Source organism: Halomonas alkalisoli (assembly GCF_021412585.1).
Classification (GTDB): domain Bacteria; phylum Pseudomonadota; class Gammaproteobacteria; order Pseudomonadales; family Halomonadaceae; genus Halomonas; species Halomonas alkalisoli.
The window spans coordinates 75,712-99,450 of record NZ_JAKCMI010000029.1; the positions used below are offsets into that span (position 1 = coordinate 75,712).

Annotated in this window: 26 protein-coding genes; 13 read left to right on the forward strand and 13 right to left on the reverse strand. The window is 65.1% G+C overall.

The window, feature by feature from the left end; all coding sequences use genetic code 11:
• Positions 1-50: 50 nt before the first annotated feature.
• The 3 genes from LY622_RS14015 to dctP all read right to left on the reverse strand — a co-directional run bounded on the left by LY622_RS14015 (position 51) and on the right by dctP (position 3,114).
• Positions 51-1,379, reverse strand: coding sequence for a TRAP transporter large permease (locus tag LY622_RS14015; RefSeq protein WP_234291462.1), 1,329 nt, complete (start codon positions 1,377-1,379; stop codon positions 51-53).
• On the reverse strand, positions 1,376-1,879 hold the full coding sequence (locus LY622_RS14020) for a TRAP transporter small permease subunit (protein ID WP_234291463.1): 504 nt from the start codon (positions 1,877-1,879) through the stop codon (positions 1,376-1,378). The genes LY622_RS14015 and LY622_RS14020 overlap by 4 nt, the downstream gene beginning before the upstream one ends.
• 125 nt (positions 1,880-2,004) lie before the next feature.
• A complete protein-coding gene (gene dctP / locus LY622_RS14025; RefSeq protein ID WP_234291464.1) occupies positions 2,005-3,114 on the reverse strand; it encodes a TRAP transporter substrate-binding protein DctP in 1,110 nt (369 codons plus the stop codon).
• 337 nt (positions 3,115-3,451) lie between these two features.
• Here dctP and LY622_RS14030 point away from each other — a divergent pair, with 337 nt between their 5' ends.
• Together LY622_RS14030 and LY622_RS14035 are read left to right on the forward strand one after the other, a co-directional pair.
• Positions 3,452-5,620, forward strand: a complete 2,169-nt coding sequence (locus tag LY622_RS14030) for a tRNA(Met) cytidine acetyltransferase TmcA (protein ID WP_500796438.1) — start codon at positions 3,452-3,454, stop codon at positions 5,618-5,620.
• 100 nt (positions 5,621-5,720) lie between these two features.
• Positions 5,721-7,190 carry an aminoacyl-histidine dipeptidase gene (locus LY622_RS14035; protein WP_234291466.1) on the forward strand — a complete coding sequence of 490 codons (1,470 nt, stop codon included), beginning with the start codon at positions 5,721-5,723 and terminating at the stop codon, positions 7,188-7,190.
• 100 nt (positions 7,191-7,290) lie between these two features.
• Here the strand turns inward: LY622_RS14035 and LY622_RS14040 are convergent, their stop codons facing one another.
• A complete protein-coding gene (locus tag LY622_RS14040) occupies positions 7,291-7,764 on the reverse strand; it encodes a Dps family protein (protein ID WP_234291467.1) in 474 nt (157 codons plus the stop codon).
• A gap of 394 nt (positions 7,765-8,158) precedes the next feature.
• Here LY622_RS14040 and LY622_RS14045 point away from each other — a divergent pair, with 394 nt between their 5' ends.
• The 4 genes from LY622_RS14045 (at position 8,159) to LY622_RS14060 (ending at position 10,865) form a co-directional block, all read left to right on the forward strand.
• Entirely contained in the window at positions 8,159-8,710 is a 552-nt protein-coding gene (locus tag LY622_RS14045; protein ID WP_234291468.1) for a hypothetical protein, read from the forward strand.
• Positions 8,710-9,066: a hypothetical protein gene (locus tag LY622_RS14050; RefSeq protein WP_234291469.1), complete on the forward strand. Its 357-nt coding sequence runs from the start codon at positions 8,710-8,712 to the stop codon at positions 9,064-9,066. Before LY622_RS14045 ends, LY622_RS14050 begins: the two co-directional genes overlap by 1 nt.
• A 66-nt stretch (positions 9,067-9,132) precedes the next feature.
• Positions 9,133-9,813 carry a DUF1007 family protein gene (locus LY622_RS14055; protein ID WP_234291470.1) on the forward strand — a complete coding sequence of 227 codons (681 nt, stop codon included), beginning with the start codon at positions 9,133-9,135 and terminating at the stop codon, positions 9,811-9,813.
• Positions 9,804-10,865: a nickel/cobalt transporter gene (locus LY622_RS14060; protein WP_234291471.1), complete on the forward strand. Its 1,062-nt coding sequence runs from the start codon at positions 9,804-9,806 to the stop codon at positions 10,863-10,865. Before LY622_RS14055 ends, LY622_RS14060 begins: the two co-directional genes overlap by 10 nt.
• 6 nt (positions 10,866-10,871) lie before the next feature.
• On the opposite strand, the gene LY622_RS14065 is transcribed toward LY622_RS14060, so the two are convergent.
• Positions 10,872-11,294, reverse strand: coding sequence for an HIT domain-containing protein (locus tag LY622_RS14065; RefSeq protein WP_234291472.1), 423 nt, complete (start codon positions 11,292-11,294; stop codon positions 10,872-10,874).
• Between the two features lie 175 nt (positions 11,295-11,469).
• On the opposite strand from LY622_RS14065, the gene LY622_RS14070 reads away from it, so the two are divergent.
• The 3 genes from LY622_RS14070 (at position 11,470) to LY622_RS14080 (ending at position 12,288) form a co-directional block, all read left to right on the forward strand.
• Positions 11,470-11,601, forward strand: a complete 132-nt coding sequence (locus LY622_RS14070) for an entericidin A/B family lipoprotein (protein ID WP_234280767.1) — start codon at positions 11,470-11,472, stop codon at positions 11,599-11,601.
• A gap of 104 nt (positions 11,602-11,705) precedes the next feature.
• Positions 11,706-11,837: an entericidin A/B family lipoprotein gene (locus LY622_RS14075; RefSeq protein ID WP_114479694.1), complete on the forward strand. Its 132-nt coding sequence runs from the start codon at positions 11,706-11,708 to the stop codon at positions 11,835-11,837.
• 184 nt (positions 11,838-12,021) lie between these two features.
• Positions 12,022-12,288 (forward strand): I78 family peptidase inhibitor, encoded by a 267-nt coding sequence (locus LY622_RS14080; RefSeq protein WP_234291473.1) that lies wholly within the window; start codon positions 12,022-12,024, stop codon positions 12,286-12,288.
• A gap of 18 nt (positions 12,289-12,306) precedes the next feature.
• Here the strand turns inward: LY622_RS14080 and LY622_RS14085 are convergent, their stop codons facing one another.
• The 5 genes from LY622_RS14085 to LY622_RS14105 form a co-directional block, all read right to left on the reverse strand.
• Positions 12,307-13,314 carry an ion transporter gene (locus tag LY622_RS14085; protein ID WP_234291474.1) on the reverse strand — a complete coding sequence of 336 codons (1,008 nt, stop codon included), beginning with the start codon at positions 13,312-13,314 and terminating at the stop codon, positions 12,307-12,309.
• A gap of 35 nt (positions 13,315-13,349) precedes the next feature.
• Positions 13,350-13,868 (reverse strand): acyl-CoA thioesterase, encoded by a 519-nt coding sequence (locus tag LY622_RS14090; protein WP_234291475.1) that lies wholly within the window; start codon positions 13,866-13,868, stop codon positions 13,350-13,352.
• A 108-nt stretch (positions 13,869-13,976) separates the two neighbouring features.
• Positions 13,977-15,287, reverse strand: a complete 1,311-nt coding sequence (locus LY622_RS14095; RefSeq protein WP_234291476.1) for a short-chain fatty acid transporter — start codon at positions 15,285-15,287, stop codon at positions 13,977-13,979.
• Positions 15,288-15,405: 118 nt separating this feature from the next.
• Positions 15,406-16,701: an MATE family efflux transporter gene (locus LY622_RS14100; RefSeq protein ID WP_234291560.1), complete on the reverse strand. Its 1,296-nt coding sequence runs from the start codon at positions 16,699-16,701 to the stop codon at positions 15,406-15,408.
• Between the two features lie 157 nt (positions 16,702-16,858).
• On the reverse strand, positions 16,859-17,473 hold the full coding sequence (locus LY622_RS14105) for an outer membrane beta-barrel protein (RefSeq protein ID WP_234291477.1): 615 nt from the start codon (positions 17,471-17,473) through the stop codon (positions 16,859-16,861).
• 194 nt (positions 17,474-17,667) lie between these two features.
• Here LY622_RS14105 and LY622_RS14110 point away from each other — a divergent pair, with 194 nt between their 5' ends.
• A complete protein-coding gene (locus LY622_RS14110) occupies positions 17,668-17,991 on the forward strand; it encodes a hypothetical protein (RefSeq protein WP_234291478.1) in 324 nt (107 codons plus the stop codon).
• Positions 17,992-18,074: 83 nt separating this feature from the next.
• Here LY622_RS14110 and LY622_RS14115 read toward each other — a convergent pair whose 3' ends face one another.
• The 3 genes from LY622_RS14115 to LY622_RS14125 form a co-directional block, all read right to left on the reverse strand.
• Entirely contained in the window at positions 18,075-18,323 is a 249-nt protein-coding gene (locus tag LY622_RS14115; RefSeq protein WP_066451434.1) for a YfhL family 4Fe-4S dicluster ferredoxin, read from the reverse strand.
• An 83-nt stretch (positions 18,324-18,406) separates the two neighbouring features.
• Complete coding sequence (gene coaD, locus LY622_RS14120) at positions 18,407-18,886, reverse strand: pantetheine-phosphate adenylyltransferase (RefSeq protein ID WP_114575201.1); 480 nt, start codon at positions 18,884-18,886, stop codon at positions 18,407-18,409.
• Positions 18,887-18,968: 82 nt separating this feature from the next.
• Complete coding sequence (locus LY622_RS14125) at positions 18,969-20,846, reverse strand: beta-ketoacyl synthase (protein WP_234291561.1); 1,878 nt, start codon at positions 20,844-20,846, stop codon at positions 18,969-18,971.
• Between the two features lie 349 nt (positions 20,847-21,195).
• Here LY622_RS14125 and trmB point away from each other — a divergent pair, with 349 nt between their 5' ends.
• From trmB to dacB, 3 genes are read left to right on the forward strand one after another with little or no spacing between them, the layout of a single operon-like run.
• Positions 21,196-21,900 (forward strand): tRNA (guanine(46)-N(7))-methyltransferase TrmB, encoded by a 705-nt coding sequence (gene trmB / locus LY622_RS14130; protein WP_234291479.1) that lies wholly within the window; start codon positions 21,196-21,198, stop codon positions 21,898-21,900.
• Between the two features lies 1 nt (position 21,901).
• The gene (locus tag LY622_RS14135; protein ID WP_234291480.1) at positions 21,902-22,231 is read left to right on the forward strand and encodes a DMT family transporter; all 330 of its coding nucleotides are present in this window, start codon (positions 21,902-21,904) and stop codon (positions 22,229-22,231) included.
• 58 nt (positions 22,232-22,289) lie between these two features.
• On the forward strand, positions 22,290-23,732 hold the full coding sequence (dacB, locus tag LY622_RS14140) for a D-alanyl-D-alanine carboxypeptidase/D-alanyl-D-alanine endopeptidase (protein WP_234291481.1): 1,443 nt from the start codon (positions 22,290-22,292) through the stop codon (positions 23,730-23,732).
• Positions 23,733-23,739: the final 7 nt, after the last annotated feature.

Here is a 23,739-nt window from a genome sequence, read left to right on the forward strand (position 1 = left end):
CCCGCCACTCGGTGAGTGGCGGGCGGCGTAACAGCATCAACCCGGTGGGTTCAATAGCCGACCAGCATAGAGGGCAGGCCGGTGATGATGGCAGGGAAGAAGGCCATCAGCACGCAGGCCAGCATGATGATGGCCACGAAGGGGATCACCGCCTTGTAGAGATCGACGATCTCCACCCCCTTGGGCGCCACCCCCTTCAAGTAGAAGAGCGCATAGCCGAACGGCGGGGTGAGGAAGGAGGTTTGCAGCACCACGGCCACCATCACCACGAACCACAGTACGTCGATGCCCATCTCGGCGACGATCGGCAGCATGATCGGGAAGCTCAGCAGCACGATGCCGGTCCAGTCGAGGAACATGCCCAGGATGAACACCAGGAAAAGCATCAGGATCAGCGCGCCGGTGGTGCCACCGGGCATCGCCAGCACCAGGTCGCTGATCACCGTCATGCCGCCGCCGCGAGAGAAGACCCCGGTGAAGGCGGTGGCGCCCACCAGCACCAGCATCACCATGGTGGTGGTCTTGCCGGCGTCGATCAGGGTGCGGTAGCAGGTCGAAGCCTTGCGATCGCCGAAGATCATGAACAGCAGGAAGGCGATCAACACGCCGATGGCCGAGGCCTCGGTGGCGGTGGCGATGCCGGTAAACAGGGCACCGAGCACCCCGAGGATCAACGACATGGGCGGCAGTACGTACTTGGCCAGCATGATCAGCAGTTGGCCGGTATTGGTCTCGGCACGCTCCTCTGCCGGCACTTTCGGCCCATAGGCGGGCTTGATGTAACAGATGATCAGCACATAGAGGGCATACATGACACCCAGCATCACGCCGGGGACCAGGGCGCCGGCGAACAGCGCGCCCACCGAAACAGGTGAGTAGCTGGCCATCAGGATCAGCATGATGCTCGGCGGAATCAGGATGCCCAGGCAGCCGCTGGCCATGATGACCCCGGAGCTGAGCTCCTTGTTGTAGCCGTACTTGAGCATCGGCACCAGGGCGATCATACCCATCACCGCGATGGAGGCGCCGACGATACCGGTGGTGGCGGCCAGCAGCACCGAGACGATGACCACCGTCAGCGCCAGGCCGCCGCGCAGGTTGGCCAGCAGCAGTCGCATGGTGTCGAACATCTTCTCGGTGACGCCGGAATCATTGAGGAAGCGCGCCATCAGCACGAACAGCGGAATGGCCACCAGGACATAGTTATCCATGGCGTTGCCATAGATGTTGTTGATAATGGTGCCGAGGACCCGCGATCCGGGCCCCAGCCAGGCGCCCAGCACGGCGATGCCGCCCAGTACGAAGGCCAGCGGATGGCCCATGAACAGGCCGACCAGCAGGCCGCCGAACATGAACAGGGTGAGCATTTCGGGGCTCATGAGGCGGTCTCCTCGCGCAGTTGCTGAATGGCACGGATGACGATGGCGATGGCCTGCAGCAGGATCAGCACCGCGGCGAAGACGATCACGCCCTTCACCGGATAGACCGGGATCGAGACCATGCCGTAGGTGGTCTCACCGCGGCTGAAGGAGCGCATGAAGAAGCTCCAGCCGAATGTCAGCAGCATCCAGATGAAGGGGACGAAGAAGATCAGGTAGCCGAGGATATCGAGGGCGGCCTGCTTGCGGCGCGAGAGCAGGCGCTTGAGCACATCGACCTCGACGTGAGCGTGATGGCGTAGGCCATAGGCTGCCATCAGCATGAAGTGGGCGCCAAATAGCATCTTGGTGATGTCGAAGGCCCAGTCGCTGGGTCGGCCGGCGAAGTAACGCAGGCCGATGTCATAGAGGACGATCAGAGTGATCACGGCAATCAGAGGGGCAATCAGCCGACCGAACCCCTCGTTGAGGGCATCGATCGCCTTGGCAATGGCATTCATGGTCGGTGGTCTCGAGAGTCTTGGAGGTTAGCTACAGGACGGAAAACGCCACCGGTGCAGCTCCAGCGCCGGTGGCGATCACTCCCAATGAGCCTCCCGGGATCACCGGGAGGTCTCGTTGACGCTTAGAGACAGGCTTCGAGTTCTTCCAGCGACGGGAGATTATCCATGGTCCGGCTCATGTTGAAGGGCGCGGAAATGTCACGCCAGTTGGCGTAGTGCTCCAGGTAGCTGACCATGGAGTGATAGACCTTGGCGTGCATCGGGTCTTCACAGGCGCCGCGCAGAATCACGTCGTTGGTGATGTCCTGGATGCGGGCTAGGTCGTCGTCGGAGAGCTGGTGGATTTCCACGCCGGCTTCCATGAAATTCACCGTACCCTCGGTGGACTCGCGCTCGGACCAGGCCAGCGACCAGGCCATGGTGGCATCAGCAGCGATCTTCAGCTTCTCCTGGGTTTCCTCGGTGAGGGCGTCCCAGGCGTCCTTGTTGATCATCACGCCGAATACGCTGGCTGACTGGTGCCAGCCGGGCACCGTCCAATGCTCGGCTACCTCGGCGAAGCCGACGTTGTAGTCGACACCCGGGGTGGAGAATTCGCCGGCGTCGATGACGCCACGCTCGATGGCCTGGTAGACCTCGCCCCCGGCCAGGGTGACCTGGGAGCCGCCCAGCTCTTCCAGCACGCGACCCTGGTCACGGCCTGACAGGCGCAGGCGCTTGCCGTCCAGGTCGGCCAGGCTCTCGATGGGCGTGCGGCCCATGAAGCCGGACTCGTTGTTGGTGATGCCGTAGGGCAGATACACCATGTTGTAGTCCCCATAGACCTCCTGGTAGAGCTCCCAGCCGCCCCACTGCTGGATCCAGTTCAGGTAGTCCACGCCGTTGAACAGGCTGGTGGTGGTGGCCAGCGGCGAGAAGGCCGGGCTGCGGCCGGCCCAGTAGCCGGGCCAGTCACCGGAGGCCTCGATGCTGCCGGTCTCGGTTGCGTCGAACACCTCGGTGCCGGGCATCAGGGTGCCGCCGGCGCGGAACTCGATCTGCAGCTCGTCACCGGCGAGCTTGTTGACCAGGTCGGCCCAGTGGCGGTCGATCTGGATCAGATCGATGTTTTCCGGCCAGGTGGTGGTCATGGTCCACTGCTCCTGAGCCTGAGCCTGGGCCGTGGTGGCCATGGCTGCGAAACTAATGCTGGCCGCCAGGCCAGTTAGAGCGAACCGGGTCGTCTTCTTCATCTCATGCTCCCTAGTATTTCGTTGTCTTGTCATAACCGGGAAAAACGTCGATTTGCCGAGGTGCCCGGAGCGCCTGAGGCCTTGTTGACCGAACGCACAACTCGACAGCAAATAACAACCTAGCAGGTGTGCCTGACATGTTCGATAGCTTGATCAAGGAAGCGCTAAAATAGGAGCGAGGATAGAGAACGCTACGCTAAGGCATGATAATGATCTTTTCGCTGTATCTTATTGTAATGTATTGATATACGGGATTAAAAGCAGCGGGTTGCTGGCGGCGGCGGCTCCCTCTTACTGCCACCAAGGTCTAATTAAAGATATTCAGTGCAAGGCGCCCATGGGACAGGTCGGTGGGCGTCTTCAGTTGCTTCTACAGGAGAGTCATTTGAGAGCGTCAGAGGTCGCTTTATTGCTGAATTGGACAGACCAAATGGCGAAGCTTGGCTGGCGAGGCCTTGCCTGGATCAGCGGCGGTGTGGAGGAGGCCCAGGAGCGTGCCGACGACATCTGGGAGCAAGGCAGTTGGCAAGCGCCGTGCTGGGTGGCTGCCGAGCGGCCGCCCGGGTGCGACGCGGCTCAGTGGCTGTCACCGACAATGGCGCGCAGCCACCTGGGCGGCGAGCATGATCTGGTCGTGTTCGATACGGTGACGGCGGATGCCGGCTTCGACCCCGACGCCTTTGGCGCCCTGAGCGGCACCCTCCGCGCCGGGGGCCTGCTGCTGCTGCTGACACCCGTAGACTGGGGAGGACCACGGGCGGAGAGCCCGGCGGGTCCCTACCTCTCGCGTCTACGCCGACGGCTGGAGGCAGACGGTGCTGTGGCTCACTGGCGGGCCGGCTCGACCCCGGTGCTGCCCGAGTGGCCCGGCGCGGAACCTGCGAAGACCACTCCCGTCGCCGACCCGGACTGTCTGACGGCCGACCAGGTCGAGGCGGTGTCGCGGCTGGTCAGGTTGAAGCGCCGTCGGCCACTGGTGCTCACGGCGGACCGCGGGCGGGGCAAGACGGCGGCCCTGGGGATCTCCTGTGCCCGACTCCTGGCCGCCGGGGAGCGTGAAATACTGGTCACGGCTCCCCGGCCCGCCGCGGTGTCGGCACTGTTCGAGCGGCTGGCCTCGCTGTGCCCGGAAGGCGAGCGGCAAGGCAACGACTTCGTCGACGGCCGTGGGGGGCGGGTGGCGTTCGTCGCGCCGGATACGCTGTCCTCCATGGCGGAGCGGGGGGAGGCGGGCGGCAGCGGCAGCCGCTTGCTGGTGGACGAGGCGGCGGCGATTCCCGCCGGCCTGCTGGGCCAGTGGCTCGAGGCCTTTCCGCGGATCGCCTTCGCTACCACGGTTCATGGCTACGAAGGCTCCGGGCGCGGCTTTGCCCTGCGCTTCCGGGCGCGGCTGCAGCGCCAGGCGCCCGACTGGCACGAACTCCACCTGGCGGCGCCGGTCCGCTGGGCGGAGGGCGACCCGTTGGAGCGTCTGGTCAGCGACCTGCTGCTGCTCGACGCCGAACCGCCCATTGCTGCACCCGCGACAACCGCGCTGGTGGAGAAGGCGTGGCCGCGCGACCGGCTCGCCACCGATGAAGCCGCACTGCGTGATCTGTTTGGCCTGCTGGTCCAGGCTCACTACCGCACGACCCCGGGAGACCTGCGGCGCCTGCTCGACGAGCCGGGTCTGCGGGTTTCGACGCTGGATGCCGCAGGGCAGGCCCAGGGGGTGATCGTCCAGGGGGATGAGGGTGGTTTCGATAGCGAGTTGGCCGAGCGGGTGGCCAGGGGCGAGCGTCGCCCACCGGGGCACCTGCTGGCTCAATCCCTGGCTGCCCATGCAGGCTCCCGCGAGGCCCTGATGGCTCGACTGCGGCGCGTGCAGCGCATCGCCGTGCACCCCGCGCGCCGCCGCGAGGGGCTGGGGCGACGACTGATCGACTCGGCCCTGGCTGAGGCCCGTCGGGACGGGGTCGACCTGCTGGGCGCAAGCTTCGGTGCCGAGTCGGGGCTGATGGCCTTCTGGCAGGCGCAGGGCTTTCGGACGGTCAGGCTGGGGCTGTCCCGGGAGACGGCCACCGGCGAGCATGCGCTGATGGTGCTGGCGCCGACCAGCGAGCGGGGCGAGGCCCTGGCCACCGAGCTCACGGCAGGCTTTCAGCGTCTGCTGCCAGCGTTGCTTGCCTTCGAGCTGAAGTCCCTGGATCCGGCGGTGGCGTTGACGCTGCTGGCCGAAGGGCCGAGGCCCGTCCTGGATGCCGGCGATCGGCGTGATATCGACGATGTGGCCTTCGGCTATCGCGAACCGGCCCTGGTACGCCCGGCCCTGCAGGCCCTGCTGCGCCAGGCGGCGATCGACAGGTGTGGCGATCCGGCGCTGGTATGGCTGGTGGCCTGGGCCTTCCAGGGCCGTGACATGCGCTGGATGGCGACTAACCTGAAGGTTGCGGGTCGGCGCAGCGTCATGGAGCAGCTGCGCAAGGCCGTGGCACGGCTCATCGAGGGGCAGGTCGCGCAGGGCTAGGTGAAGAGTGAAGCGGGGGGTGGATGGCGAGTTTGAGTGGACTTTCCCCAGCGCGGTCGTCCCGGTAAGGTAGCGCGGTTATCCACATGAAGACTCAACGATGAACGAACATCTCGAGCAGCTTTCGCCGCAGCCGCTGTGGCGGCATTTCCGGACCCTGTGCAATACGCCGCGGCCCTCCGGGCACGAGGCCGCGCTGGTAGCGATTCTCGAGGCCTGGGCCGACGCCCGCGGCCTGGCCCATGACCGCGACGCCTTCGGCAACCTGCGTATCCGCAAGCCCGCCACGCCGGGCCATGAAGAGGCGCCTGGCCTCATTCTGCAGGGGCATCTGGACATGGTGGCTCAGGCCAACGCCGACCACCCCCACGACTTCACGCGGGACCCCATCGAGACCCATGTGAATGAAGGCTGGCTGCACGCTCGCCATACCACGCTGGGGGCGGACAACGGGCTGGGCGTGGCGGCGGCGCTGGCCGTGCTCGAGGATGATAGCCTTCGTCATGGCCCGCTCGAGGCGCTGTTCACCCTGGAGGAGGAGTCCTCCATGGGCGGGGCCCTGAACCTGGCGGAGGGGTGGCTGGATGGCCGGGTGCTGCTCAACCTCGATTCCGAGGACCGCGGCGAGGTCTTCGTCGGCTGTGCCGGTGGCGCCGATATCGTGGTGGAAGCGCAGCTGCCGACCGGCGAGCTTGCCGACGATGAACTGGCGCTGCGGCTCTCCATCACCGGCCTGGTGGGGGGCCATTCCGGCATCGATATTCACCGCGGTCGTGGCAACGCCAATCGGCTGCTGGTGCGGGCCTTGCGGGCGCTGGAAGCCTTCGATGCGCGCCTGGTGGACTACCACGGAGGCACCCTGCGCAATGCCTTGCCCCGTGAGGCGTTTGCCACCCTGGCGCTGCCGGTCGACGAGGAAACGGCTGCCCGTGAACGGATCGCCGCGCTGCAAGAGGAGCTGCGTGCCGAGCTGGCAGGCGTCGACGAGGGGGTGACGCTGGCCCTGCAGGCCCTGGTGGTGGCGCCGGCCAAGGCGCTCAACGCCCATGCCAGCCGGATGCTGGTAGCGGCATTGCACGTGGCGCCCTGTGGGGTGGAGCGGATGAGCCAGGATATGCCCGGGGTGGTGGAGACCTCCAACAACCTGGGTGTGATCAGCCTGGAGGAGGGGCGCTTCCATCTCTGCGCGCTGGTCCGCTCGCTGCGCGATAGTGCCGCGGCGGACATGGCCGACCGCTTTGCCGGCCTGTTCGACCTGATCGGTGCCCGCACCCGTGTCGAGAATGCCTATCCCGGCTGGACGCCGGACCCCGACAGCCCCCTGCTGGCGCGCTTCCGCCGATTGCATCGGCGCCAGCTGGGCAGTGACCCGGCGGTCAAGGTGATCCATGCCGGACTGGAGTGCGGCATCCTGGCCGGCAAGTATCCCCACCTCGACATGATCTCCTTCGGTCCGCTGATTCGCGGGGCACACTCCCCCGACGAGCGGGTGGAGCTGGCTTCCGTCGAGGAGTTCTGGGCGTTGCTGCGGGGGCTGATCGAGGATCTCGCCGAGAGCCGGGTGGCCTGACGCCGACGTCAGGACGAACCGGGCATGGAAAACGGCACCGTCCGAAGGGCGGTGCCGTAGAAGCGGTGAGCCGGTATCGAGGTCAACCAGGCCGGGGCCGTCAGCCCAGGTAGGCGTTGAGCATCCAGACGGTCTTTTCCTGCTCGCGAATGTAGTCACCGGCTTGGGCGGCGGTGCCTTCGTCATCGGCATCGGACGCCAGGGCAAGAACCTCGCGCTGCAGCTCGATCAGCGTTTGATAGCCCTTGAGCACGCCTCGTACGCAGGCTTCGCCATCGTGTACGTCCTTGTCTTCGCCGATCACCGCCATGGACACATAGTCACTGTAGGCGTGGGCAGGCTGGTGCCCCAGCGTCAGGATGCGCTCGGCCACTTCGTCGACCTTGGTCAGCAGGTCGGTATAGAGCTCCTCGAACTTGGTGTGCAGCTCGAAGAACTGAGGGCCCTTCACGTTCCAGTGGTAGCCGCGGACATTCATGTAGAAGATCTGATAGTTGGCCAGCAGGGCGTTGAGCTTTTCGGCAAGCTGGCTGGCGCTGCTTTCGTGCAGGCCGATGGCATTGGTGTCGCTCATGTGCAGTGCTCCTTGTGCTGAGTGCTTTCCCTGGAGAGAGTGCCTCTCCTGAGTGAGAGAGTGCCTCTTGGAAGAAAGCAGATCCATTGGACAAATCGCCGTTTCGGGTGCGATTTGCATCCCCATGGCTGGATGACCAGTGTAAAAGTCCCGGTGCCGGGGGATAAGAAAAATCTTGTCATCGCCCCCATAGCGTTCCTTCATGATGTGTCGCCGAGCGTATCGTTTTTCAAGGGTATGCGAGGTTTTGCCACACCGTCGACGACCTTGCGGGAACCCTGCGTCATGGCGAGACTCTGATAGTGGGCCTTCACGTGGCATGCTGCGCATCCGGCGGTTGCATGGCGCCCTGTGCCGAGTAGACTTCGAGCCAAACCGAATGGGAGAGAACCCGATGCGTTCATGGTGGTGGATGCCCTGCCTGCTGGTGCTGGCCGGCTGCCAGACGGCCCCCACGGCACTGCCCACGGCGGAGCCTCGACCGGCAGCGGAGTGCCGTTGGGAAGGCGGTGGCCTGGGGTCGGAGGAGTGGCTGCGCCGGGCCCTCACGGCGCTCGAGCAGGAGGGGTTCGTGATTCGGCACACCGAGACGGCGCTGGGGCTGGTCAATGCCGAGCGTACCCGCACGGTGCCTGGCTACGGCGACTTCTACGACCGTGAACGTGTCGGTGTGTTCGGCGGCTATGGCGTGGGCGGCGGGCGCGGCGGCCTATCCACCGGTGTGATGATCGGCTTTGGCGGCGTGGCAGGCAGCTTTACGCGTGATGCCACGCGCCTGGAGCGTGTCTCGCTGGTGGCCGACGGTGATTGGGTGCGGGTCACGCGGGATATCCAGGTCATCGACTGGCAGGGCGAGATCCGCGAGTCCCGCAGTGCCAGCGACACCGACTTCTGCCTTTCGTTGCGCAATGCCATGGCCGCGATCGACTCCCGGGGAGGCGCCTGATGTCCCGTTTCGTCATCCTGCTGCTGGCGCTCTTGCTGGCCGGCTGCGCGGCCACTGCTCCTGTGCCCGAGCCCCGCGAACTCTCCCTGGCGGCCACGCCAGGTGCCGTGCTGCAGGAAACCGTCGACCTGTTGATGGAGGAGGGCTATGTGATACGCCATGCGGATGCCGATCTGGGCCGGGTGGAAGCGGCACTGGCCCGCTGGCCCGGTTATCGGGTCCGGGCGGAGGTCACGCCCGAGGGCGAGGCGGCACGCATCTCGCTGACGGCCACGCGGGGTGGGCGCCCATTGCCGCCTCACCTGCTCGACCGACTGCTCGCGGCACTGCAGACCCGGCTCGGGCTGGCTCCCTGATGTCTCGGTGCATCGGCGCCTGTAACGCGCTCCCTGTTTCACCTGCTTTCGAGATACCCGAAGACTATGAAGCTTTTACGCCCTTTAATACCGCGCCGTGCTCGCTTCTGGCTGATCTGGATGACGGTGCTGCTGCTGATGCCTGTTCTGGCTCAGGCACACCCCCATGGCTGGATCGACATGCGCATGCGCTTGATGCTCGACGACCAGGGCCGCCTGGAAGGGTTGCATCAGGCCTGGCGCATGGACCCCTTCTATAGCCTGATCATCCTGGAGGAGCTGGGGCTGGCCGAAGGCGAGGGCGGCCTCGAGGCGGGTCTTGACAAGCTGGGTGGCGAAATACGCCAAAACCTGGCGCCCCACGACTATTTCACCGAGCTGCAGGTGGATGGCGAAAAGCTGGCCGTCGGGGAAGTGACCGAATACACCGTCATGGAGCGCGGCGGGCGCGTCGAGTTCATCTTCATGCTGCCGCTGGAGACGCCGCTGCCGCTGAGCGAGAAGACGCTGTACTACAAGGTGTTCGATCCCACCTACTACCTCGAGGTGGTGCACGAAGCCGAAGGCAACACGCCCCTGGACGATGCCCTGACGGTCAACGGCGAGTTGACGTGCTCGACGCGTATCGTACCGGCCGACCCGGACCCCGAACTCGTCATGGAAGCCGCGATGCTGGATATCACCGATGAAGCCGAGCCGGGGCTGGGCCGTTACTTCGCCGAGACCGGGGAGGTGACATGCGATTGAGTGCAATGCGCCTGCAGGGCAGAGGGTGGCTGCTCGGGGTTGGCCTGCTGCTGGTTGCCACTCTCGTTCTGCTGGTCACTCAGGGAAGCTTTCAGTCACTGAGCTTTCAACTGGTCTCCTGGCAGCGAGATTTTCACCGCGCCCTCACCATGGCGATTACCGAACTCTCCGGGACGCCCTCGCCGGCCACCTGGATGGCACTGCTGGGCATCAGCTTCGGCTACGGGGTCTTCCATGCCGCGGGGCCGGGTCACGGCAAGGCGGTATTGACCACCTACCTGCTCACCCAGGGGGGAGCGGTTCGCCGTGCCCTGGCGCTCTCCTTTGCGGCTTCGCTGCTGCAGGGCGTCGTCGCCATCAGCCTGGTCGTCGTGCTGGTACATGGCCTGGGCTGGGTCACCCGCCAGGCCATGGGTAGCGTGGTCTGGGTCGAGCAGGCCAGCTTCCTGATGGTGGCGCTGTTGGGGGCCTGGCTCTGCCTGCGTGCCATTCGACAGCTGCGACGGCCAGCGACCCACCGCCATGCCGACTCGCCGCCCGGTGCTGCTGCGGACCATGCATCAGAGCATGCGGCGGACCCTCATCATGGCCATGAGCACTGCTGCGGGGGGCATCACCACGTGGACCCCCGGCAGGCCGCCGACTGGCGTACCGCGCTGGCCACCGTCGTCGCCATCGGCATCCGCCCTTGCAGCGGCGGGGTGCTGCTGCTGGGTGCGGCGACCCTGCTGGGCCAGTTTCCGGTTGGTGTGGCAGCGGTGCTTGTCATGTCGCTGGGCACGGCATTGACCGTCTCCGGCCTGGCGTTGGCCAGCGTCGTGGCGCGCGGCTGGGCCGAGCGGCGCCTGGCCCGGCAGAGCAGCATGGAGCGTGCCGGTCGCATGCTGGGTTGGGCGTCTCTGGGAGGCGGCCTGGCCATCATGGCGCTGGGAATCTCGCTTTCCGTGACCGGGGTGTCCCAGCCCGCTTCGGCGCCACTGCTGGGGGAGCCGCCTTCGCGCAGTGCCGGCGCCGAGTCGCCCGCCCGGACCAACCCCTTCGGTGGAGGCTGAGCTCGGTTACCTCAGCTTGAGGGCCTCGAGCTGGGCCAGCAGGTGGTCCCGCATACTGGCCAGGCCGTCCAGGTCGTAGGGTTCGGCCTCGCCATGGCCCCACACGGGCGCGGGCCAGGCGGCATCGCCCCTGCGCCTGACGACGACATGGACATGGAGCTGGGTGACGACGTTGCCGAGGCTGGCAATGTTGAGCTTGTCCCCCTTGGCCAGGGCCTTCAGCATGCGGCCGACCTGAGTGGCTTCGTACCAGAGCCGCTGCTGGTCCTCCTCGCTCAGGTCGAATATCTCGCTTACGCCGCTGCGACGGGGAATCAGGACCAGCCAAGGGAAGCGGGCGTCATCCATCAATCGGACCTGGCACAGTGATAGCTCGGTTACCGGGTAACTGTCCTGCACCAGCCGCTCGTCGAGTTCAATGACTGTCATGGCTCCCCCTCGTCGTGATCGCCGTGTTGAGTATCCGCCCGTCTCATCATGACACAGCCAGTTCGAGAATGGCTTCACTACGGCGGAGCGAGCCGTTGTTGTCTTAATCAGCGCAGTGGCGGGCCGTCGATGCTAGATTAAAGAAGCAGACGTCCTGCCCAATGGAGAAGGCAAAATGAAACGGATACTACCCATGTTGCTGGTTTCGCTCTTTGCCCTGTCACTGCTGAGTGGCTGCAACACCATGCGTGGCGCGGGCGAGGACATCGAAAGAGGCGGCGAGGCGATTCAGCGCCAGGCAGAGTGAAGCGGCAGAATTAGGCAAGGCTTGGCCAGCCCTGTTACGCTGAACGAGGCCATTGCTTCACGGAAAGGAATGGATGTCCCGGAAATTTTCAAGGAGAAACGACCATGAAGAAAGCCATTGCCCTTAGCTTTGCCCTGCTGATGACCGCCGGTGCCCTTGCAGGCTGCAACACCATGCAAGGTGCCGGAGAGGATGTGGAGCGCGGCGGACAGGCGGTACAGGATGCCGCCGAATAAGTCCGTGTTCTAACTCCATGAACGGTTCGGCCGACACACGGGTGTGCCAGGCGGCATGCCCGTGTGTCCCCCCTTCGGCCGTCCTTCCCTGTTATTTCCGTCAGCCATTGAGGCGAAGATGGCCATATCCATGAAGCTGTGCCTGTCGTTTACCAGCCTGTTGCTGCTAACCGCGTGTGCTCCCATGAACCAGACCAACCCACCCCGTGAGCCAGCCCCGGAGCCTCCCCGCGTCAGCAGTGGAGAGGATGTCTGTGGCGCGAGCCGTGTCCAGGACCGTGTCGGTCGCCGCTATGACGAGGCGCTGGGCGAGTCGATGCGCGAACAGAGCGGTGCCGGTACGCTGCGAGTGATGCGTCCCGGCCACGCCTATACCCTCGAGTACCGTGAGGATCGTCTCAACGTGCGCGTCGACGAGAACGAGGTGATCACCGACATCGGCTGCGGCTGAAGCCGGCTTTCGTTCGCTTCAGTCATAGCGCTGCTTCCAGCGCTGGCGGGTGACCTGCTCCTTGAGCAGCTCCAGGGTGTCGAGCAGTACCTGCTCGGTCACTCGGTCGGTGTGCGCATCGACCCGCAGCCAGGCGTCGAAGCTGCTGTCGGCGAGGTGCTCCACCAGCGAGTCGAATTCCGGCGAGTGCAGGCCCTCGATGGCCTCGTGCACCAGCCGTTGCGCGATATCGCTGAGCGTTTCATCGAGGGCGCTGGCGACCTGGCCGCCCAGCGGCAGGCGCCTGAGCCGCTTGATCTCGGGGCTTTCCGCCAGGGTTCGCCTGACCAGGGCACTGATGAAGCGCATCAGGTCATCGCGATTGGCCCGGTAGGCACTGTCCGCCATATCCTCCAGGCGGCGACAGATTTCGTGGATCAACTCCTGCTTGCGCGGCATGATCACCTCGTCGGCGATACGCTGCGACAGGGAGTCGCTGCTGCGTACCTGCTCCTGGATACTCACCAGCTGGCGAAGGGCGATACGGTCCGACAGCTCCTCGAGCAGGATGTCGTAGTACTTGGCGTAGATGCCGTACAGCCGCCACTGGCGGATATCGATCAATCCCAGCCGTTGCAGGCGGTGCAGCAGTGAAATGATGCGCAATATCCTCAGTAGCCGGAAGCCGCCCACCGGAATGCAGCCCAGCACGTCGTACCAGTGCACGAACGGGTAGAAGAACCAGCGATGATAGCGGCGCTCGGCAATGGCCGCCGCCCAGCCCAGCAGGACATCGAGCACGAAGATCGCCACGAATACCAGGTCGATGGCGACGAAGTTGGCATGGATGTGCCGGTCGTAGGCGCCATGCAGACCCGGGGCGATGGCCTCGAAGGCGTCGTTCAGCGGTGACAGCAGGAACAGGCCATCAATCAGCAGCAGCATCAGGTTGGCCACGACCAGCACGATGATGACCAGATCCCAGACCAGATGGATGCGCTCGATGAAGACGGAGGGTCTGCCGTGGTCGGCTCGGGTGCGGGACATGGCCTCTCCTTGTGCGCTATCGGGCTGGGCGTGCGTCAATCATCCTGCCGCTGGCTGGCGAAGTGATCCTTCTGTGCGCGGCGCTCTTCCTCTTCGGCCTTCTTGCGCAGTTTCTTGCGCAGCGCGGCCTTCTCGAACCGCAGTTTCTGCAGCGAGGTCGCGAGCTTTAGCGGGGGCACCGGTGCCGGGTGTCCGCTGGCATCCACCGCCACCATGGTGAGGTAGCAGCTGTTGGTATGCCGTATCACCTTGTCGCGAATGTTCTCGGCCACCACCTTCACGCCGATCTCCATGGAGGAGCGGCCGACGTGGTTGACGCAGGCGAGGAACGTCACCAGTTCGCCGACGTGGATCGGCTGCTTGAACAGCACCTGGTCGACGGAGAGCGTCACCACATAGTGGCCCGAGTAGCGGCTGGCGCAGGCATAGGCCACCTCATCGAGCTTCTTGAGGATGGCGCCGCCATGGACCTTGCCGCTGAAGTTGGCCATGTCGGGGGTCATCAGCACGGTCATGCTCAATTCATGCTGACCGGGCAGGTCGTGGTGGTCCATATCGATTTCCTGTGGTGTCGTTCCTACAGCATAACGCCTTGCCACGATCGTCACGACTCGTTGGCAAGGCGTTATCTCAGCCTGGGGGCCGTTGGTGCGCGGCCGAGTTCAGAACCAGGTCAGGCCAACGGCAATGATGATGCCGGTAAAGAACAGCTGGATCAGGCAGAAGCCCATGATGTCCTTGGCCTTCAGCCCGGCGATGGCAAGTACCGGCAGCGCCCAGAACGGCTGCAGCAGGTTGGTCCAGGCATCGCCCCAGGCCACGGCCATGGAGACGCGTGCCACGTCCACGCCCAGCGCCTCGGCGGCCGGCAGCATCACCGGTGCCTGTACCGCCCACTGGCCGCCACCGGAGGGCACGAAGAGGTTGACGATGCCGGCACTGAGGAAGGACCAGAAAGGCAGCGAGGTTTCGGTGGCAAACGAGATCAGGCCCTGGGACATGGATTCGGCAAGTCCGGACTGCACCATGATCGCCATGATCCCGGCGTAGAAGGGGAACTGGATCACGATGCCGGCACCGCCCTTGATCGCCTCATTGAGGCTCTCGAGCAGGCTGCGGGGCGTGCGGTGCAGCACGATGGCCAGGAACAGGAACATGAAGTTGACGATGTTCAGGTTCAGGCCGCCGCCACGCAGGAGGAAGTGGTCGAGCAGGAAGATCACCCCGGGGATGCCCACCAGCCAGGCCAGGGTCACGCTGTTCTCGAGCCGGTCGGCGGGGCGGGTGATGCGTGCCCGGGCATCGGGCGCCTCCCCCAGCACCTTGGGGTCTACATAGACGCTGTCCTTCTCGTCGGGCAGCATCAGGCGGTTGACCAGGGGAATGCTGATGAACAGGCAGGCCACGATCGCCAGATTGAAGAAGGAGAAGATGGTGGAGCCGGTGCCGATCACGCCGATCTGGTCGGCGGTGAAGTGCCCGTCGGTGGCGATGGTCAGCGGAATGGAACCGGCCAGCCCGCCGTGCCAGACAACGAAGCCGGAGTAGGCGCTGGCCACCAGCAGGCGATAATCGACCCGCACCAGCCGTGCCAGTTCCTTGGCGAACAGGGCGCCTACCACCAGCCCGAAGCCCCAGTTGATCCAGCTGGCCAGCAGCGAGACCAGGGTGACCAGGATGATGGCGCTGCCGGCGTTCTTGGCCTTGCCTGCCAGCTGCTGCAGCATGCGTTTTACCGGCGGTGAGCTGGCCAGCATGAAGCCGGTGACGAGAATCAGCAGCATCTGCATCGAGAACGTCAGCAGATTCCAGAAGCCATCGCCCCAGAAGCGCATCACCGCCAATGGTGTCTGGCGTTCGACGCCAATGGCCGCGGCGGCCGCGATGATCGTAAGCAGCAGCACGAAAATGAATGGATCGGGCAGATAGCGATCGACCAGCCTGACGGCAGGTTTGGACAGGAACTTGAGCATGGCAGTTTCGCTTCTTCTAATGTTGTGGAATGGCTGTCGGGTCGTCTGAGAAAAGTAGCGCAAGCTCAGAAGGTTGCATGGTTCGACTCGTCAACGGTGGGACGAATGCCGGGCTTTGTCAAAGGCAAGGGGCCGCAGGATGCCAGCGGGTACGGCGGTGATGAAGGTAATAGCCGGCAAGAACGGCCGAGCGCACCAGGCTGAATGTCAGGAAGGCCAGCCATAGGCCATGGTTGCCCAGCGACTGAGTGGCCCACCAGATCGGAAGGTAGGCGGCAAGGCCAATGAAGATGCTGTTGCGCATCTCGCGTATCGCCGTGGCGCCGATGAAGACGCCATCCAGCAGGTAGCTCCACACGGCGATCAAGGGCATGGCCACCATCCATGGCAGGTAGCTGCCTGCCGTGGCACGCACTTCCGGTAGCCCCGTCAACAGGGCGATGAGGTAGTGGCCACCGAGGGCGAAAGCCAGCGAGGCGATGCCTGCAGTGGCCAGCGAGAACCAGGCCGCGGTACGCACGGCGGTGGCGAACTCGTCCCAGCGGCGCCGCCCCACCGAGCGGCCGACGATCGCCTCAGCGGCGTGGGCGAAGCCGTCCAGGGCATAGCTGGTGAGCATAATGAACTGCAGCAGCACGGCATTGGCGGCCAGCACGGTATCGCCCTGTACGGCGCCCCGCGAGGTGAAGAAGGCCATGGCGAACAGCAGCCCCAGGGTGCGCACGAAGAGATTGGCATTGACGTGGAAGAGCTCGGCGTAAGCGGCCAGCGTCAGCAGGCGCTCGCGCAGGAAGCGTCCCTCCAGCAGCTTCAGCTGTCGGCTCACCAGCCACAGGCCGAAGGTCAGCGCCGTATAGTCGGCGATGACCGTGGCCCAGGCCACCCCGTCGCTGGTCATGCCGAGCCCCACCACGAAGAGCAGGTCGAGGGCGATGTTGACGCTATTGGTCAATACCAGGATGAGCAGGGTGACCCGTGAATTCTGCTGGCCCAGGAACCAGCCGAGAATCGCATAGTTGGCCAGCACCGCCGGCGCCGAGAGAATGCGGATCTGCGCGTACTCGGCTGCCAGTTCGGTGGCCACTTCGCTGCCGTTCAGCAGCCAGAGGCCGAGTGAGATCAGCGGCCGTGAGAAGAGGATCAACAGGGTGCCGATGGCGGCAGCCAACAGCAGCGACTGGCCCAGCAGGTTGCGCACCTCGCTGTCGCTTTCGCGCCCCAGCGCCTGGGAGGTCAGCCCCGTGGTGCCCATGCGCAGGAAACCGAAGCCCCAGTAGAGGAAGCTGAACAGGGTGGCGCCCAGGGTCACCCCGGCCAGGTAGCGGGAATCCGGCAGGTGACCGACCACGGCGGTGTCCACCAGCCCCAGCAGCGGCACGGTGATGTTCGACAGGATGATGGGCCAGGCCAGCATCCAGATGCGACGGCGGGCGGCGGAGGGTGTAGCCAGTTCCTGGGGTGCCACGGGGTCTTCCGGTGAGAGGCGAAACCGTGAAGCATGGCGGGCGATGCAACATAACGCAACAGCCCCGCGGCGGCGGGGCTGTCAGGTGCCGAGCCAGCTGGGTGAATCAGAACAGATAGCCGATACCGGCGGAGATCAGGTCGATGGTAAAGTCCTCGCCCTGATCGCGTAGATCGAAGTACTCGTACTCGGCGCGTACCATCACTTGGTTGACCACATATTCGACACCCACCCCATAGAATGGGTCGGTGCCATCGGCGCTACCCAAGACCTGTACTCGGTTGCCTTGGGTCGTGGTGAAATTCCCGCTCCCCTTTCCGTCCCAGGCGATCAGCCCCACCTTGCCGTATATGCCGAATCCGTGCTGGATCGGTAGCCTGCCCAGCAAGGCAAAGCCAAAGCCGTCAGCGCTTGCTTTCCCATCGGCAGGCTCGCCATTGATGCTGCCACTGGCAGTGAAGTCGCCGAAATCCACATAGCTGGCTTCCAGCGAGAAGTTGGGATTGAAGTCATAGCCGACAAACAGCTTATAGGCGGTATCGGTGTCATCGGTACTGGCACCAAGGTCGCTTAGCAAGTCCAGGGTATCGTTATCCAGCTTGGACTGCCCGAGACCGGCGCCCAGGTAGAGGCCCGTATGGGGGCCAGGCTGGTAGCTCTGGGCGAAGGCAGGGCTGGAGACCAGGGTGGCCAGGGCGGCGGTGGCGATCAGACGCTTCATGGCGTTCTCCATTGCAGGTTAGGGCGGGCCTTGGCCCGCGAGGCAGGGCAATCGACACAAGCCGGCCACCCTTAATGTAAACTAATGCATCAGAATGTATCCTAGGCGCTGTCAGGTGCTAAATCCAATTAATACTTTTGTACGCGACAAGGCATACTAATCACACCAGCCGTAGACGACAGAAGGGGAGGGAAATGATCACGACACACAAGACGCTAATGGTAGCCGTGCTGGTGCTGGTCACGATGCTCGGCAGCACGAAGGCAATGGCTCAGGAGCAGCATCTTGAAGCTCGACCGAGCGGCGGCGCGATGATCGCCGATGCTCTTATTGCACGGCCGTTGCTGCTGGTGGCGACCCTGGGCGGTACCGCACTATTCGTGGTGTCGCTGCCGTTCTCGGCAATGGGGGGCAACGTGGATCAGGCTGCGGAAACGCTGGTCAAGACACCGGCCGAGGCCACGTTCCGGCGCTGCCTGGGGTGCACGTCCATCAATCCCCGTACCTACGAGCGATAACCTGACCGTCACCAACCAACGCCAGCGCCCCGCGTAATAGCGGGGCGCTGGCGTCTGTCGTGAGTCCTGGCGTCGTTGCGCGTTCAGGCCGCGGTGATGACGTGGTACTTCTCCATCAGCTGCTCGCGGCTCTCCTCGCGCTCCGGGTCCAGCGGGATGCAGTCCACCGGGCAGACCTGCTGGCACTGGGGCTCGTCGTAGTGACCGACGCACTCGGTGCACAGGTTGGGGTCGATGATGTAGATCTCTTCCCCCGCCGAGATGGCGCCGTTGGGGCATTCGGGTTCGCAGACGTCGCAGTTGATGCACTCGTCGGTGATCATCAGGGCCATGGGGCTACCTCGCGATAAGGCGCGGCCAGTGGTACTGGCCCCGCCCGGGTGATGCGACTCGGGCGATAAACCGAGTGTTGTAGTCAGGTATTGTAATGGCTACGCAGCGCTTCGGCGACCCTGGGATGCACCAGTCGTGTGACATCGCCACCGAGCTTGGCAATTTCCCGCACGATGGTGGAGGAGATATAGGAATTCTCCACCGCGGGGGTCAGGAAAACGCTTTCCAGCTCGGGCGCCTGGGCACGATACATGTTGGCCAGCTGCAGCTCGTACTCGAAGTCCGATACCGCACGCAGGCCACGCAGGATGATGCGTGCTTTCTGTTCGACCATCATGTCGGTCAGCAGGCCGGAAAAGCCGATGATCTCGACATTGTCGAGCTCTGCCACCACCTCTTGGGCCAGGGCGATGCGCGTGCCAAGGTCCAGGGCCGGCCCCTTGCCGGGGCTGGCGGAGATCGCCACCACGACCTTGTCGAAGAGGCGCGCGGCGCGCTCGATCAGATCGTAGTGGCCGTGGGTGATGGGATCGAAGGTACCGGGATAGACCGCGATTTTCATGGCGCTTCGCTCAGTTGCCACTCTCAAGGGGCTCAGGGTAACCGGCTGCGGCCAGGCCGACAATGGCGACTCGGCCGCCGGGTCACTCCTCCAGCCGGCCGAAGGGGTTGTCCACCGCCAGCGAGACAGGGCGCGCGTAGCCGGGAATCCGGATGCTGTCGGCGCTGACGTCGAGTTCCGGCCCCTCCAGTACCCCTTCGCCGAAGCGATAGCGGGCCTCGTAGTGGCCGTGATCGGCCCTGTCGAGGTAGGCCTTGCTCGCCTCGCGGATCGCCTCGCGGCGTTCACGCCAGGCCGCCAGCGCGGCTTCACCATGGCGCTGCGTCAGCAGCCGTTCGGTCACGGCCGGCGACAGCACCACGCCGGTGGCGTTGTTGCCGCCGAAGCCCTTGGCATTGATGAAGGCGGCATCGGCGTCGAAGGCCTGGGGGGTGCGGGAGAAGTGCAGCCGGTCCGCATGTACGTCGTCGGCCACCGCGTTCAGGGTGGGAATGCCCGGCAGCAGGCCATGGGCGAAACTGCCCAGGGCGCTGGTCAGCTGGTCGCCGGCGGCGCTGCCCTGGGAGTGGCCGACGAAGGCCTTGACCGCCACCACGGGCCAGTTCTCGATGCCGTGGGCCTGGGCGATGAGGTCGAAGACATGGGACTCGGTCACGCGATTCTTGGGCGTGCTGGTGCCATGGGCATGCAGGAAGGTGCGTTCTTTCAGGGCTTTCTCGCCGAGCATGTCGCGCACCAGTGAGGTGGCCTTGCCCAGTGTGATGTAGTTGCCGATGCCCGGGGCAGAGATCGAGCGCTTCCAGCCGTCGGCGTTGACGAAGACCCCCGGCACGCTGCCGAGTATCTCGGCACCGACTTCCAGCGCCAGGGCGTCGTCCAGCAGCAGGATGAACTGGCTGGCCTCGGCGATGGTGAATCCGCAGTTGCGGGCGAAGGGGCGGCAGGCACGCTGGTAGTCGGCATCGGTCAGCAGCTCCAGGGCGTCCAGCGCCTTGAGGCTGTCGTCATCGGCCAGGGCGCCCATGGCGCGAAAGCCCTCGATGATCTCCGGCGTCACCGGCGCATCGGAGGTGCCGACCATTACCGCCCGGCGCTGGCCGCTGCGAATATCCTCGCACCCCAAACGCAGGTTGTAGAGGAAGCTTGCGCAGGCGCCGAGGACGGCGCCGGTGCCACCGACGCTGCCCAGTACATAGGCGTTGAGGAAGTCGGCGGGCATCTGGCCATAGCCCAGCGGCATCTGCTTGGAGGTGGCGCGGTTGCCCGAGACGAAGCTCTTGAGCAGTCCACCCCAGCCTTCGTCGTCGAGCTGGCCGATGGAGTTGCCGGCATAGACGGCAACCTCGTCCGGGTCGAGGCGATCGCGCAGTGTCTCCCAGGTCAGCCCGCTGCTGCCCAGGCAGTCGCTGGCGGCGAAGATCGACATCGACAGGCCGCGAGGGTGATGCACGCTGCGATAGTGGCGGCTGGGATCGAAGCCGCTGGGCAGCTGGCCGGCGGCGCGAACCAGGGCCGGGCGGGTTTCAGGCAGCATCACGTCCAGGTCGCCGGGAGGCACCGTGACTTCGAGGGTATGGCGATCCAGCTCGCGAACCTGCCAGGTTCCCGGGAGGCGTTCGGGCAGCTGGCGGCGCCGAATGCGGAAGACCAGTTCGTTGCCCAGCTCCAGGCTGGCACGCCGGTTGGCCGGCAGGCCGTCATCATTGAACCGGGGGTCCTCGATGCGCCGGATGAGCGTGTGGTCGAGGATCTGCTCGCGGCACTGGTCAGCCAACTGGGAAGGGCTGATGGCCTGGCCTGTGGCGTCATGCCAGCGGCCATCCCGATGGCTACCCAGCCCCATCAGGGCGGCCAGGCCCAGCAGGAGATGCTGCTGGTCGTCGTCGGTCAAGGCATCGATCACGGTGCGACGAAATGCTTGATGGCCAGACGTACGGCCGGCGGCGTTGACGCCGCCCATGCCGACGATCACCGGTAAGTGTGACAAGCCGCTTTCCTCGTTCTGCTGTTGGTGCGAGTGGCTGTAATTGGTATGAGACTGGCGATCATAGCACCCGGCCCGGGACCCCGTCATGGGCTCCCCGGGGCCCTTTGAGGCACAAATAAATGAAACGAACGTTTGATGTATGGCGGCTGGCGCGCTACCATGGGCTTGCTGTTTGAGTCATACGAGTGGGTATGTGGGCGCGCTTCTTTGGAGCGCGCCATTTTTTTGTTCACTCGCCGCCTATCTCCGCCGCATCCCGCCTCGCGTGCGGCGCCATGGCTGGTAGAATGGTCGGTTTCGCAATCGTCGTAGCCGATGCCGCATGCATGCCACTTCCCGTAACATCGTGACCAACCAGCCGGGGCCCCACCGGGACCTGGCCCGCCGCGTCGAGCGTGCCCTGCGCCATCCGCTGCGCAAGCCCATAGCCGACCATACCCGCGCGGCCTTCGAGCAGGCCGACGCCTGGCTGCAGGGCGCTGCCGGGGCACCGCTGATCCTGGATGCCGGCTGCGGCGTGGGGCTTTCCACCAGGCGCCTGGCGAGCCGCTTCCCCGACCATCGGGTCATCGGTGTGGATCGCAGCGCCGACCGCCTTTCCCGCGATCATGGCGCGCTTCCCGACAATGCCCTGCTGGTACGTGCCGACCTGGTGGATTTCTGGCGCCTGGCGCTGGCAGCCGGCTGGCAGCCGGCGCGTCACTACCTGCTCTACCCCAACCCCTACCCCAAGTCGGCCCATCTCAAGACCCGCTGGCACGGTCACGCGATCTTCCCGGTGATCGTGGCGCTGGGCGGACGCCTGGAGCTGCGCTCCAACTGGCGGCTCTACGTCGAGGAGTTCGCCCTGGCGCTGGAGCAGGCCACCGGGGAGACGGCCGCCGTGGAGGCTCACGATCCCGGCGCGGATTGCCTGACTCCCTTTGAACAGAAGTACCATGCCAGTGGTCAGTCTCTGTGTCGCCTCGTTGCCACACTGCCCCATGCACCCGGCCTGGTACCCACCGAATCGAACGAGGAGGGCTGAGATGGCGTTTGTCTACCTGGCCCTGGCCATCGTGGCCGAAGTGGTTGCCACCAGCGCGCTCAAGGCCACCGAGGGCTTTACCCGGCTCTGGCCCAGCCTGATAGTGGTAGTCGGTTACGTGCTGGCCTTCTACATGCTGTCGCTGGTGCTGCGTACCATCCCCGTCGGGGTCGCCTACGCGATATGGGCCGGCATGGGGATCGTACTGGTGGCACTCGTCGGTGCGCTGGTGTTCGGCCAGCGGCCCGACCTGCCGGCCATGCTGGGGATTACGCTGATCATCGTGGGGGTCGTGGTGATCCAGCTGTTCTCCCGGGTATCCGTACACTGAGGCGTACTTCGGGCCGGCCACATGGGTTCGACATTCTTACAATACGAGGTTCCTGTTCATGTCGCGTTGGCTTGTCCTGCCGTTGGGATTGCTGTTGGGGTTGCTGTTGCCACTGGGTGCGGCGGGTGCCGGCTTTCCGGAACTGGAGCGCATGGTCGAGAGGGGCTTTCTGGTCAGTGCCGAGGCCAAGCTGCTCGACACCGGCGAAGTCCTCGGTGCCATCGAGCCCCAGCGCCAGCTGTCGCCCGCCTCGGTGACCAAGGCCTACCTGGCGGCGGCGGCACTGGATCGTTGGGGCCCCCAGCACCGCTTCACAACCCGGCTGGCAAGCGATGCCGAGCTCAACGGCTCCGGTGTCGTGGCCGGCGACCTGATACTCGAGGGAGGCGGCGACCCGGCGCTCACCACCGAGGACCTGTGGCGCCTGGCGCAGCGTCTCCACCAACGTGGCGTACGTGAGGTGGAAGGGCGCCTGGTGGTCAGCCAGTGGCGCTTCGGCCCCGTGGAGTGCATCACCACCGATCGCTGCCAGGCCCGTACGCGCACGGCCAACGCCTACAGCGCGCTGCTCTCGTCGGCGGGGGTCAACTACGGCAGCTGGTGCGTCAGCGTGGCCCCCGGGGCGGCGGCCGGCCAGCCGGCGCAGATCACCAGCTGTGACAGCCAGACCACCATCGTCGGCATCGACAACCAGGTCGAGACCCAGCCCCCCAACAGCGGCACCGAGCTCAATGCAGAACGGGTCACCGGTGAGGAGGGTGATGTCATGGTGCTGCGTGGCCAGATATCGCTGAACGCCTCGCCACGCGAGGTCTACCGGGCCAGCAGCGACCCGGCACAGCAGACGGCGCGGACCATGACGGCCATGCTCGAGCAGGCAGGGATCGCGGTGCGCCAGGGCTATACCACCAGCGTCGAGGAGCCCCCCGCCGCGGCCGGCACCCTGGCGGCAGTGGATGGCAAGCCGCTGCAGGAGCTGTTGCTGCGAACCATGAACTACTCCAACAACTTCATGGCCGATGTGCTGGCGCTCAACCTGGTCGATACGCCGCGCAGCAGCCTGCTGCAGGCCGGCGACGCCATCGAGCACTACGTGGCGGGGATGCCCGACCATGGACCGTTGATCATGCAGAGCGGCAGCGGGCTGACCACCGAGAATCGCACCTCGGCCCATGGCTCCAACATCCTGCTGGAGAGCATGTTTCACCGCACGGCGCTGTTCCCCAGCTTCGTTGCCAGCTTCCAGTCGCCGGCCAACGGCGTGTCGCGCTTCATCCAGCGGGGCTCGTCCACCTTCCAGAACCACGTCATGCTCAAGACCGGGACCCTCAACCAGCCCATTGCCGTGCGCTCCGTGAGCGGCTACTTCCGAACCCTCTCCGGGCGTTGGGGGGTCTTCACCGTACTGGTCAACGGGACCGCGACGACGCCGTGGCTCAACTGGGCCCAGGTGCTCGACCCCCTGGCCGACGACCTGGAGCGCATGATCGAGGCCCACTGACCTGGCC

Excerpts from the sequence above, each read along its gene's own strand:
- LY622_RS14015 (WP_234291462.1), bottom strand. The coding sequence starts at position 1,379 with ATGAGCCCCGAAATGCTCACCCTGTTCATGTTCGGCGGCCTGCTGGTC.
- LY622_RS14020 (WP_234291463.1), bottom strand. The coding sequence starts at position 1,879 with ATGAATGCCATTGCCAAGGCGATCGATGCCCTCAACGAGGGGTTCGGT.
- dctP (WP_234291464.1), bottom strand. The coding sequence starts at position 3,114 with ATGAAGAAGACGACCCGGTTCGCTCTAACTGGCCTGGCGGCCAGCATT.
- LY622_RS14030 (WP_500796438.1), top strand. The coding sequence starts at position 3,452 with ATGGGACAGGTCGGTGGGCGTCTTCAGTTGCTTCTACAGGAGAGTCAT.
- LY622_RS14035 (WP_234291466.1), top strand. The coding sequence starts at position 5,721 with ATGAACGAACATCTCGAGCAGCTTTCGCCGCAGCCGCTGTGGCGGCAT.
- LY622_RS14040 (WP_234291467.1), bottom strand. The coding sequence starts at position 7,764 with ATGAGCGACACCAATGCCATCGGCCTGCACGAAAGCAGCGCCAGCCAG.
- LY622_RS14045 (WP_234291468.1), top strand. The coding sequence starts at position 8,159 with ATGCGTTCATGGTGGTGGATGCCCTGCCTGCTGGTGCTGGCCGGCTGC.
- LY622_RS14050 (WP_234291469.1), top strand. The coding sequence starts at position 8,710 with ATGTCCCGTTTCGTCATCCTGCTGCTGGCGCTCTTGCTGGCCGGCTGC.
- LY622_RS14055 (WP_234291470.1), top strand. The coding sequence starts at position 9,133 with ATGAAGCTTTTACGCCCTTTAATACCGCGCCGTGCTCGCTTCTGGCTG.
- LY622_RS14060 (WP_234291471.1), top strand. The coding sequence starts at position 9,804 with ATGCGATTGAGTGCAATGCGCCTGCAGGGCAGAGGGTGGCTGCTCGGG.
- LY622_RS14065 (WP_234291472.1), bottom strand. The coding sequence starts at position 11,294 with ATGACAGTCATTGAACTCGACGAGCGGCTGGTGCAGGACAGTTACCCG.
- LY622_RS14070 (WP_234280767.1), top strand. The coding sequence starts at position 11,470 with ATGAAACGGATACTACCCATGTTGCTGGTTTCGCTCTTTGCCCTGTCA.
- LY622_RS14075 (WP_114479694.1), top strand. The coding sequence starts at position 11,706 with ATGAAGAAAGCCATTGCCCTTAGCTTTGCCCTGCTGATGACCGCCGGT.
- LY622_RS14080 (WP_234291473.1), top strand. The coding sequence starts at position 12,022 with ATGAACCAGACCAACCCACCCCGTGAGCCAGCCCCGGAGCCTCCCCGC.
- LY622_RS14085 (WP_234291474.1), bottom strand. The coding sequence starts at position 13,314 with ATGTCCCGCACCCGAGCCGACCACGGCAGACCCTCCGTCTTCATCGAG.
- LY622_RS14090 (WP_234291475.1), bottom strand. The coding sequence starts at position 13,868 with ATGGACCACCACGACCTGCCCGGTCAGCATGAATTGAGCATGACCGTG.
- LY622_RS14095 (WP_234291476.1), bottom strand. The coding sequence starts at position 15,287 with ATGCTCAAGTTCCTGTCCAAACCTGCCGTCAGGCTGGTCGATCGCTAT.
- LY622_RS14100 (WP_234291560.1), bottom strand. The coding sequence starts at position 16,701 with ATGCTGGCCTGGCCCATCATCCTGTCGAACATCACCGTGCCGCTGCTG.
- LY622_RS14105 (WP_234291477.1), bottom strand. The coding sequence starts at position 17,473 with ATGAAGCGTCTGATCGCCACCGCCGCCCTGGCCACCCTGGTCTCCAGC.
- LY622_RS14110 (WP_234291478.1), top strand. The coding sequence starts at position 17,668 with ATGATCACGACACACAAGACGCTAATGGTAGCCGTGCTGGTGCTGGTC.
- LY622_RS14115 (WP_066451434.1), bottom strand. The coding sequence starts at position 18,323 with ATGGCCCTGATGATCACCGACGAGTGCATCAACTGCGACGTCTGCGAA.
- coaD (WP_114575201.1), bottom strand. The coding sequence starts at position 18,886 with ATGAAAATCGCGGTCTATCCCGGTACCTTCGATCCCATCACCCACGGC.
- LY622_RS14125 (WP_234291561.1), bottom strand. The coding sequence starts at position 20,846 with ATGGGCGGCGTCAACGCCGCCGGCCGTACGTCTGGCCATCAAGCATTT.
- trmB (WP_234291479.1), top strand. The coding sequence starts at position 21,196 with ATGCATGCCACTTCCCGTAACATCGTGACCAACCAGCCGGGGCCCCAC.
- LY622_RS14135 (WP_234291480.1), top strand. The coding sequence starts at position 21,902 with ATGGCGTTTGTCTACCTGGCCCTGGCCATCGTGGCCGAAGTGGTTGCC.
- dacB (WP_234291481.1), top strand. The coding sequence starts at position 22,290 with ATGTCGCGTTGGCTTGTCCTGCCGTTGGGATTGCTGTTGGGGTTGCTG.